General features: G+C 44.4%; 2 protein-coding genes. Both read right to left on the bottom strand.

The features are described 5' to 3' along the window. Positions 1-119: PRC-barrel domain-containing protein (locus ACYC56_RS12065; protein ID WP_461374428.1), on the bottom strand; the 119-nt coding region annotated here is incomplete at its 3' end. Between the two features lie 379 nt (positions 120-498). After that, positions 499-699, bottom strand: a complete 201-nt coding sequence (locus ACYC56_RS12060) for a hypothetical protein (RefSeq protein ID WP_461374427.1) — start codon at positions 697-699, stop codon at positions 499-501. Between the last annotated feature and the right edge of the window lie 429 nt (positions 700-1,128).

Below are 1,128 nucleotides of genomic sequence, written 5' to 3'. Positions count from 1 at the left end.
ATCAGCACATAGCTGATAACCTTAGGGTTATTCACATCTGCTAGCAGGTCCTCGACTACACCCACAAAGCTACCAAAGCAATCATAGACCTGAAAACCGAGGATATCCTCACTCGGCATTTCGACGGGCAGGCCTTCCTCAAGATGGGTAAGACGCTTGAGTTGCATTACACTCACCTCCTGTTGTTTACACCGTCGCTCTAGTTTCGATACCCGTGAATGCCGATATCAAACGAAAATGTAGCAGCCAGAGCAAAGTACGCGCTTACGGCCTGCGGTAACGCAGTGTGAAGCGCAACCACCACGCTCGGTTTGTCTGGCTTTAACTAAGCATAAAAGGATGGGTTCAAATCCCCTATTCGCCACACCGAACAGAAAGACCTTGGTAGAAATACTGGGGCTCTTGCTTAAGGAGCAAATGGGTTTCCTAGAGAATATCAATAAAAAAGCAGGCAGAGAACCTGCCTGCTTACAATACCGCGTTTGTTATTTACTTAGATTAATACTCAACTTCTATAGGCTCGCCCAGCTTTTCCCTAGTCTCGTCTATTTCTTCTGTAAGGTCTATTACCTTCTCAATATAGTTATCCATAACAAGGTCGAGACATTGAGAAACGTGACAGGTCGTGTGCCACTCGTCCCGAACTTCATGGATTTGTTCTCGCAAGTCGTATTCTAACCTCTTCAATGCTACTGCCATTTTTCTCGCCTCCTAGCTTTCATAATTCGCTGTACTTTAAAGTTTCTTCAAAAACAAAAGTTCTGAAACGGATTTCAGAACTTTTGTTGGCCACCTTCTGCCTGCTAAAAACACACTTCCCAGTATGATTTTTCCTCTACTATTAATTTATCCACTCAGCCCTATTTTAAACGGGTCTCGCGTTCTTAATAGGGGAACCTTGATCCGCTTCATATAGTTTGAGACACTGCTTAATTGGTTTATAAAAACATCTTATGTATTTGGAGACACGTTTTAGGGAACTGCCGTGAGAGCGCCTGCCTTGCACGCAGGAGGTCGTCGGTTCAGCCCGTTATCCTCCACATAGAAGAGCCCTGGTAAGCTATCCCGGGCTCTTAATTTTTATACTTAGCCATATTTAGGGCTTCAAGGTTCGCCAACATATAGATG

The sequence above is a fragment of the Candidatus Aquicultor sp. genome, from assembly GCF_054640775.1.
Note: the sequence above shows the minus strand (reverse complement) of the source record. Positions and strands in the feature narration are given on the sequence as shown.